This is a genomic window from Mycolicibacterium arseniciresistens, assembly GCF_030519285.1.
Taxonomy (GTDB): domain Bacteria; phylum Actinomycetota; class Actinomycetes; order Mycobacteriales; family Mycobacteriaceae; genus Mycobacterium; species Mycobacterium arseniciresistens.
Window position 1 is genome coordinate 1 of sequence record NZ_JAUMSQ010000455.1, and the last position, 355, is coordinate 355.

Annotated in this window: 1 protein-coding gene; it reads right to left on the bottom strand. The window is 78.9% G+C overall.

Features of this window, described 5'->3' with window-relative positions:
• A partial coding sequence (locus Q2100_RS30350; RefSeq protein WP_302917001.1) for an alpha/beta hydrolase occupies positions 1 to 355 on the bottom strand: 355 nt, incomplete at both ends.

The following is a 355-nucleotide window of genomic DNA, read 5'->3' on the forward strand; positions in this document are numbered from 1 at the left end:
CCGGCGCGGCGGGGCCGGTCCAGGCGTGCCGCGGCACCGCCCGGCGCACCGCCGGGTCGGTGGGATCGATCAGGCAGGTCGCCACCACGTGCGCGACGTCGCGGGTGCGGGCGGCGACCTCGTAGCCCAGCAGGCCGCCCATGCTGGCGCCGAACACCACCAGCGGCCGGGCGTCGCGCGCGCGTTCGGCGCGCACCAGGTCACACAGCAGATCGACCCAGTCGGGGTAGCGCACGTCGCCGGGCCGGGGTTCGACGGTGTCGCCGTAGAGCGGTAGGTCCGGGGCGAGCACCTCGACGCCGTGGCGGGCGGCCAGCGCCGCCAGCGGCCACAGCGCCCCCGACCAGCCCCCGCC